General features: G+C 63.5%; 6 protein-coding genes. All 6 read right to left on the bottom strand.

Going from position 1 to position 8,577, the window contains the following annotated elements; genetic code table 11:
• Positions 1 to 167: 167 nt before the first annotated feature.
• The 6 genes from C4900_RS15630 to C4900_RS15605 all read right to left on the bottom strand — a co-directional run bounded on the left by C4900_RS15630 (position 168) and on the right by C4900_RS15605 (position 8,575).
• A complete protein-coding gene (locus tag C4900_RS15630; RefSeq protein WP_065970876.1) occupies positions 168 to 722 on the bottom strand; it encodes a pyridoxamine 5'-phosphate oxidase family protein in 555 nt (184 codons plus the stop codon).
• Positions 723 to 801: 79 nt separating this feature from the next.
• The gene (locus tag C4900_RS15625; RefSeq protein ID WP_114283578.1) at positions 802 to 1,206 is read right to left on the bottom strand and encodes a hypothetical protein; all 405 of its coding nucleotides are present in this window, start codon (positions 1,204 to 1,206) and stop codon (positions 802 to 804) included.
• Complete coding sequence (gene treY, locus C4900_RS15620) at positions 1,197 to 3,779, bottom strand: malto-oligosyltrehalose synthase (protein WP_170132579.1); 2,583 nt, start codon at positions 3,777 to 3,779, stop codon at positions 1,197 to 1,199. Before treY ends, C4900_RS15625 begins: the two co-directional genes overlap by 10 nt.
• Positions 3,776 to 5,650: a malto-oligosyltrehalose trehalohydrolase gene (treZ, locus tag C4900_RS15615; RefSeq protein ID WP_065970877.1), complete on the bottom strand. Its 1,875-nt coding sequence runs from the start codon at positions 5,648 to 5,650 to the stop codon at positions 3,776 to 3,778. The genes treY and treZ overlap by 4 nt, the downstream gene beginning before the upstream one ends.
• 32 nt (positions 5,651 to 5,682) lie before the next feature.
• Positions 5,683 to 7,863 carry a glycogen debranching protein GlgX gene (glgX, locus tag C4900_RS15610; RefSeq protein ID WP_065970955.1) on the bottom strand — a complete coding sequence of 727 codons (2,181 nt, stop codon included), beginning with the start codon at positions 7,861 to 7,863 and terminating at the stop codon, positions 5,683 to 5,685.
• 10 nt (positions 7,864 to 7,873) lie between these two features.
• The gene (locus C4900_RS15605) at positions 7,874 to 8,575 is read right to left on the bottom strand and encodes a mechanosensitive ion channel family protein (RefSeq protein WP_065970878.1); all 702 of its coding nucleotides are present in this window, start codon (positions 8,573 to 8,575) and stop codon (positions 7,874 to 7,876) included.
• Positions 8,576 to 8,577: the final 2 nt, after the last annotated feature.

The raw sequence follows: 8,577 nt of genomic DNA, 5'->3' as shown, positions 1-8,577 counted from the left end.
CCATCTTTCTCATTGTTGACGGCCGCCTTGCGCATCGCACGAAGCGTGTTCAGCGCCTTGTCCCCGCAGGATCCTTCCCCGCCCTGATCGGCGGGGCTTGGCGCGCGCCCGACCATGATCGCCACCCGGCGAACCCGCGTGCAGGCGACTTGCGAGGGCCGGGGCGATCAGGAGCGGTTCTTGGCGGCGATCCCGGTCTCTATGCCATCGAGACTGACGGCGTTACGCTCATGCCAATATCGCCGTACACCCTCCTCGCCCTTCTTCTCGGTCCAGATACGCAGGTCCGGCCGGTCGCCGGCGAAATCGAAGTACGGTACCCCGAAGCCGCACGAGGTCTGCACGAGGTCGATCGCGACATCGAAGATCTGACGGGCGCCGGGCAACGGCGGAAAGAGCGCGGCAAGTACCGGCCAGTCGGGATCCGTATGGTGGAGGGCGCGCGCGGTGCCGTAGAGCCGCAGAATGACAGGGTCGCCGCTAAAGGCGCAGAACATGAGTGTCATGCGCGCATCGCTCTGGACATGGGCCGCGGACTCGTTGCCGCTACCTGTGAGGTTCAGCCATGCCACGCGATTGGGATCGAGGATGCGCAGGCTATCTAGTCCCTTAGGCGAGACATTGACGCGCGAGTCGCAGGTGGCGGTGGCCACGAAGAAGATCTTCTGTTCCGTTATAAAGCGCGCCCAGCGTTCAGGGATATGCGCGTACTGCTTGGCCATCGACCACCCCACCTCAACTGTCGCGGGAACTCCGGGGCCTTAGGGTATCACGCAGGCCGTCTCCAGGCCCCCGCGACACTCATCCGCGGGCGTCGTCCCGCCCGTTCGTAGGCGCGATCAGGACCGCAATGGGGAAGCGCGCCACGATCGCTTCGAGCTCCCAAAAACCGCTGTCGGCCATGGATGACGTCCCGAGCTCACCTGTCAAGACATCGCGCCATGACGATGGCGCAAGGTCTGCGGGTCGCGGGATGCGTGTCGCGCCCCACACCGCGCGTCCCAGCGGCAGGCGCAGGCCGCCCTCGGTGAGTGCCCAGTAATGGCGGGGCACGACCACGAGCATAGTCGCCTCTTCGTTGCGGCGGACGAAACCCACGATATGCCGGGCATAAGGCCCCTCGGCCTGCAGGGGCTCGTAGTGCCCCTCGGCAAACAGCCGGGGATAGGCGCGCCGCAAATGTAAAAGGCGGCGGGTCAGGTGCATCTTTGCACGCCCGTCCTCGGGTGCGCAAGCCACGCGGCCAGCAAAGCCGCGCGTCCGGCGGCATCCTCGTCATCGAAGCGCGCGACCTCGGCCAGCATGTGCGCACGGCACTCATAGTCCACCGGGCCCCTATTGTCCGGGTCTACGAGATGAAAGTCCCACAACTCGGTCCCCTGATAGAAGTCCGGGACCCCGGGCACGGTGAGCTTCAGCGCCACCTGACTTAGCGCCGTCCATAGCCCGGTGCGCGCGATCGGGGCGACGAAGGCCGCGAGCGCGGCGAGTGTCTCGCCGTTTGTCACAGGGTCTGTGACGGCGTCTACGAACGCCGCCACGGCGCCCTCGTACTCGGGGGCGGGCTTGACCCAGCTCGTCTCGGCCTTGGCCTCGCGCGCCGCCTTCAGCACATAATCTTTGAGGCGCCCGCGCATGTCGGCCCATGCCTCAGGACTGGGGGTAAGGGGCCAGATACCGATCAGGGTCTGATAAAAGAGATATTCATCGCGCGATGACGGTGCCGTCCCATCTAAGCCCTTGAAGGTCATGTGTCGCGCCTTCAGCCACTGCCCACGCGTGCCCCACGCCTCCGGGATCTCGGACAGGACATGCAATCGCGCGCGCACGTCCTCGCTGCGTTTGCTGTCATGGGTGGAGGTCGCGAGCAGTGTCCCAGGATGATCGCGCAGGCGCTCGATGTTGGCCTCATGGAAGTCCGCGCACGACACCGCAAAACGCGAAGGGTCGCCTCCCACCTCGTTTAGCGACACCATGCGATTATAGCGGTAGAAGAGCGTGTCCTCGAGGCCCTTGGCCATAACCGGACCTGTGTACTGCTGAAACGCCCCCACGAACTCCAGGATCTCGCCACGCTCCTCGGCGGCGCGCGCGTCCAGACCTTCGAGCAGCAACAGGTCATGAATAAAATCGACCGCCGCCGGCTCCACGAGCGCATTACGCTCCTTGGCCTGCGCGCATGCTGCGTCGATCACGGCACGATCCGCCGCACTCACACCGTCTGCCGTCACATAGGTACGGTACACGGGCAGGCACGCCACGATCTCAAAGAGCGCGGTCCTTTGCGCCGATAGCGTAAGATCACGTGTCCGCCGGTCACGCTCGGCGATGCGATCGAGCGCCATCCCCAAGGTATGGATCTCGCTGCCGAGAATGGTGTGCATAATCAGCACCTTGCACTCATAGAGCAGATTTGCGTAGTGGTCATGGGTGCCCACAAACGCCTCATAGGCTGCGTCGATGCCCGTCTCCCCATCGGCATCCACGAGCACGCCGCTCACAAGGCGTGTGAAATCGTAGCCGGTTGTGCCATGGACCGGCCAATCCCCGGGCAACGATTCATCGGCCCCCAGGATCTTCTCTACCACCACATACAAAAGTCCGGGGTCGGTCGCGCCAACCATCCCTTTGGTCCGTCGCCGATCCCGCGCCCAGTCCTGGAGCCTCGCGCAATAGCCGCGCGGGTCGCGCAGCCCGTCAGGGTGATCGATCCTAAGTCCGGTCACATCACCGGCGGCAATCCAGCGGCCGATCAGTTCGTGCGTCGCCGCGAACACCTCGGGGTCTTCCATACGTAGCGCGGCGAGTTCGTTGATATCAAAGAAACGCCGGTAGTTGATCTCGTAGCCGGCGACGCGCCAGAACGCTAGCCGGTAGGCCTGCTGTTCCAAAAGCGCATGCAGGGCGTCGTAGCGGCGTGCGCCTGCGCCCTCATCCCCGTTATAGCGCGCCAGTACCGCCTTCAAGGCCTCAGCGCAGCGCGCATGCCCAGTCACCCACACAGCCATGCGGCTTACGCCCTCTGTGACAAGGCCGACCAACTCGGCGGCTACCGCGCCGTCTGCGATCTGACTCGAGGCGCGCTCGAAAAGCGCGATGAGATCTGATATCTCCTGCCCGATGGCCTCATCGCCGGGGCCCAAACCTTCGACACATTGCGCAACCTCCGCCAGAAGCTGCGGATAGGACGCGGGGCTAAGCGGCAGTAGGTGATCGTAATACCGCACCACGAACCCGCCGTGACCGGCCTCGAAATCGAGCACAATGGCGCCGGCCTCCAGCACCTCGCCATAAGGTCCGCCGAGGATCGGAATGACGATCTTATCCTCGTAGGGCCGCTCGGGCGTCACCCAATCGATATCGAAATAATGCGCGAACCGGGACCGCCTCCCGAGCGCCAGTACGTCCCACCACAAGCGGTTTTCTGGATCGTCGACGCGCATATGGTTTGGGACGACATCGAGGATCTGGTAGAGCCCGTGGGCATTGAGTGTCCGCACGAAGGCCTGCCGCTCGGTCTCGGTGCCGACCTCGGGATTGATGCGTGTATGGTCGACGATATCGTAGCCATGATTGCTGCCGGCGTGGGCCTTGAGGTACGGTGAGGCGTAACAATGGCTGATACCGAGTTCGGCCAGATACGGGACAAGTCGTATGGCATCGCGAAAACCAAAGCCTTTGTGAAACTGCCAGCGGTAGGTGGCGCGCACGGGGTACCCATGATGCGCCCGCCCGAGGGCCGACAATGCCGCGCGCGATGTGCTCGGATGCCGGCTCACGGACCGCCTGCCGTCGTGTCGGCCGCACCCGGCCATAGGCCCCAGCGGACCTCCCAGGGACCGAGCCGCCCCCCGGCCGGCGCGCACGTCTCATAGAGGGTCATGGGCGCGGGACTCATGCGATCCGCAACGACTGCATCCGCGTCCCCCAGATTCGCGGCGAGATGCAATTGCGCGCCGTCGGCAAAAAGCCAGCCCACGGTCAGGCCACGCGCGCCGAAGCGATTAAAGCCCAAGGTACGCACCTCGCCTGCCGCCAGCCGTGCGCCGATATGGCGCGCACGGGTTGCGAGCAGCTCACGATGGAACGTGAGCCAGTCCCGGCCCGGCGAGCGCTCTGCCTCTGTCCAGTCGAGCCGGCTCTTTATCAATGTTGCGGGATCGTTGGGATCCGGGATGTGGGCGCGACGCGACTCGTCGGCAAACTCAGGGAAGCGCGCGAATTCCCGGCGCCGCCCTTCGGTCACGGCGGAAGCGAGCTCAGGCCCGAAATCACAAAAAAACAGAAACGGCCGGCTGCAGGCAAACTCCTGACCCATGAACAGCAAGGGTGGCGAGGGCGCGAGCAGGAGCACAGCAGTCGCCGCGCGCACCGCCGCAGGCGATGCGAGCGCCGTTATGCGCTCCCCGAAGGCGCGGTTTCCGATCTGGTCATGATTTTGCAGAAATCCCACGAACGCTGTCGGCGACAGTCCGCGCGTCGATTCGCCGCGCACCCCTTCGCGGACCGCCGACCACTCACCCTGGTAGGCAAAGCCCTCGGTCAGGCAGCGACCGAGCCGGCCCGCCGGGTCATCCATGTAATCCGCATAATAGCCATCGCGCTCGCCTGTCAAAAGTACATGCAGGACGTGGTGGATATCGTCGTTCCATTGCGCAGTGAATCCCTGGGGCCCGTCGCTACCATTGAGATGGCCCGCCTCGTTGTTCTCGTTCTCCAAAACCAGATGGATGTGGCGCCCGCAAGCCCGCAGCGGTGCCACGGCCTCGGCGATGGCGGTTAATATCGATTGCGGCGAATCGTCGACAATGGCATGCACGGCATCGAAACGCAGACCGTCGCAATGGTACTCGTGAAGCCAGTAGCGCGCGTTGGCGGTAAAGTAGGCACGTACCGTAACGCTGCCCGGTCCATCGAAGTTTATGGCATCGCCCCACGGTGTACGATGACGCGAGGTAAAAAACTCGGGGGCATAGACGCCGAGATAGTTTCCATCCGGGCCGAAGTGGTTATAAACGACATCGACGAACACCATGAGCCCAAGACCGTGGGCGGCGGCGATCAGGGCCTTCAGGTCCTCGGGGCGACCATAACGGCTGTCGGGGGCAAACGGCAACACACCGTCATAGCCCCAGTTGGCGCGCCCCGGGAAATCGGCGAGCGGCATGAGCTCTATGGCCGTCACCCCAAGCGTGGCCAGTCGCGGCAGGAGCGCCATGGCACCTGCGAAGGTTCCTTCGGGACTAAAGGTGCCGACATGAAGCTCGTAGACCACTACCTCGCCCCACGGACGCCCACGCCACCCCCCATCACTCCACGCAAAGGCGTGCGCATCCACCACCTCGCTTGGACCATGCACATCTCGCGGCTGAAAGCGCGATGCCGGGTCCGGGACGTGCAGGCCGCCATCGATGCGGTAACGATACAGGCTTCCCGGGCGCGCCTGTCCGCTCGTGACCTGAAACCAGCCGCCCTCCAAGGCGTCCATGGGGACCACCACCCCCTCATCCTCCAGCACCACGTCGACCTGGCGCGCCGCCGGGGCCCACAACCGGAACCGTACCCCGTCCTCGACGCACTCGGCCCCGAAGCCCAGGGGTTCGTGACGCCTCGCCACCCCCGGAGTACGCGTGTCCTCGTGAACCGTCATGACGCCTCCCGAACGAATGCTGCCATTGCCACTCAGTGCCCAAGCCCCATGCGCCGATCCGGGGTCGCTTCGCGCAACAGCACAAGCGAGCGCCCTTGCAGGGGATAAACACCGCTTGTGATCACCGCCCCCGTGGCGCGCGCCGGGACGCTATAGCTGGTATCGATATCCACCTGCCACCCCTGGGTCCTATAGGGGGGCAGCGCAAACGGGATCTCCTCGTGATGCGCGTTCAATAACCACAGGAAATCGACATCCCCTATCATGCGCCCCCGGTCGTCGAACTCCTCCAGCCCCTCGCCGGCCAGGAACAACCCGAGACAGCGGGCAAAGCTCTGGCGCCACTCCTCATCGTTCATCTCGGTCGCGTCAGGCTTCAACCAAGTGATGTCCTTGATATCGCTGCCGTGGATACGCCGGCCCTGAAAAAACGAACGTCGGCGGAATACCTTATGGTTTTGCTTGATGCGGATCACATGCTGGACGAACCGCAAGAAATCGTGGTCCTCCGGTGTCAGCTCCCAGTTCACCCAATTGATCGGGTCGTCATGGCAATAGGCGTTGTTGTTGCCGCGTTGCGTGCGCCCGATCTCATCGCCGGCAAGGATCATCGGGACCCCCTGCGACAGCAGCAGGGTTGCAATCATGTTGCGCTTCTGGCGCGCGCGCAGGGCGCGTATGGCAGGGTCGTCCGTAGGTCCTTCGGCCCCACAATTCCATGACAGGTTGGTGTCGGTACCGTCGCGGTTGTCCTCGCCATTGGCCTCGTTGTGCTTGTCGTTGTAGCTCACCAGATCCTCGAGGGTGAAGCCGTCGTGCGCGGTCACAAAATTGATCGAGGCATAGGGATTGCGGCCGCCATGCCCATAGAGATCACTTGAACCCGTCAGCCTGTAGGCGAGCTCGCCGATGACCCCACCCTCCCCCTTCCAGTAGGCGCGCACCACGTCGCGGTACTTGCCGTTCCACTCAGTCCAGCCCACCGGAAAGTTGCCGACCTGGTAACCGCCTTCGCCGAGGTCCCAAGGCTCTGCAATGAGCTTGACCTGCGAGAGCACCGGATCCTGGTGGATGATATCGAAAAACGCCGACAACCGGTTCACGTCGTGCAGCTCGCGCGCCAAGGTCGAGGCGAGATCGAAGCGAAAACCATCGACATGCATCTCCAGGACCCAATAACGCAGTGAGTCCATGATGAGCTGCAAGACACGCGGATGGAGCATGTTCAGCGTGTTGCCACAGCCCGTGAAGTCCATGTAATAACGTGCGTCCTCGGACGACAGGCGGTAATAGGAGAGGTTGTCTATGCCCCTGAACGACAGCGTCGGGCCCATGTGGTTGCCCTCGGCCGTATGGTTGTATACGACATCGAGAATGACCTCTATCCCGTTTGAATGAAACGCCTTCACCATCGTCTTGAACTCGGATATCTGGCCGCTCGCCGAATAACGCGCATCGGGTGCAAAGAACCCGATCGAATTGTAGCCCCAGTAGTTGCGCAGCCCGCGCTCGACCAGATGACGATCGTCTATGAAGGCGTGCACCGGCATGAGCTCGACGGCGGTGATGCCAAGCGACTTCAGGTATTCGATGACGCGCGCCGATCCGAGGCCGGCATAGGTACCGCGCAAGTCCTGGGGTATGAGCGGGTGCAGCCAAGTGAAGCCCTTCACGTGCAGCTCATAGATGATGGTGTCATGCCAGGGCGTGCGCAAAAGCCGGTCGTCGCCCCAGCTGAATGCCGATTCCACGACCCGCGCCTTGGGCATGAATGGCGCGTTGTTGGCGCGATCGAACGACAGGTCCTCGAGCTTGTGGCCGACACGGTAGGCAAAATGCGCATTGCTCCAGCGCAACTCGCCGGCAATGGCCTTGGCATATGGGTCTAGGAGCAGCTTATGGCCATTGAAGCGATGGCCATGGCGCGGGTCGTAGGGCCCATAGACCCGATAGCCATAGAGCCAGCCCGGCCGCGCCTCCGGCAGGTAGCAGTGCCACACCTGATCGGTCTGCCAGCGCACCGGGATGCGCGCAGTCTCGTGACGTCCGTCCTCGGTGAACAAACACAGTTCCACCCCTTCGGCATGTTCGGAAAAGAGTGCGAAGTTGACGCCTTCGCCGTCCCAGGTGGTACCCAAAGGATAGGGCCGTCCAGGCCAGACCGCATGGCGGCCTGCAGCCCGTGGTCCGGTGGTCCGACGCTCTTCGCTCATTGCCTCATCCTCACCGCCGATCCAGCCCTTCGCCGATACCCTGTGGACGCTCGCGCGGCCAATCGCGTTCCAGTACATGCGCCGCCCAACGTCGGCCCCCAAGGCCAAAGGCGAGGGCTGCCGCGAGCGTCACTCCACCAAGCAGGATGAGAAACGAGTCACGTATGAGCCTCTGGCCTATGTGTAACTCGCCCAATACCATGAGTATCACAAATGCGATCACGATCGAGCGCATCAGGCGCCCAAGGAGCGGGGCATCGGCAAGCCCCAGTTCATTTCCGTACAACGTCACCGATTGCGCCACGAAACGCGCGAAGTACAAACCGGCCGTGAGCATCAGGAGCGCGACCATAAGGCGCGGGATATAGAGCGCGATGCGCGTGGTCACGGCCGCGCCCGCCGACAGGCCGGCGATATCGAGGGCCCATACCATGGCGATCAGGATCGCGAGCGCCGCCACCAGCATCCCCATGAGACCGGTGGTGTCGGTCCCGGCACCGCCTGCCGCTAACAATCCGTCGAGTCCGGCGCGCTCCGTCACAATATGAAAATTCATGGCGCGCAGCGTCTTCGTGGCCACGAACCGCAGAAAGCGGGCCGCCAACCACCCGCCGCCAAGAATACCGAGCGCAATAAGAATAGGCGGCAACCACCGCTGCCACTGCCAGACGATCGCTGGCAGGGGCGCGAGCGCCGCGTGTAGGATAGTCATGA

It is taken from the genome of Acidiferrobacter thiooxydans (genome assembly GCF_003333315.1).
Lineage (GTDB): Bacteria > Pseudomonadota > Gammaproteobacteria > Acidiferrobacterales > Acidiferrobacteraceae > Acidiferrobacter > Acidiferrobacter thiooxydans.
Note: the sequence above shows the minus strand (reverse complement) of the source record. Positions and strands in the feature narration are given on the sequence as shown.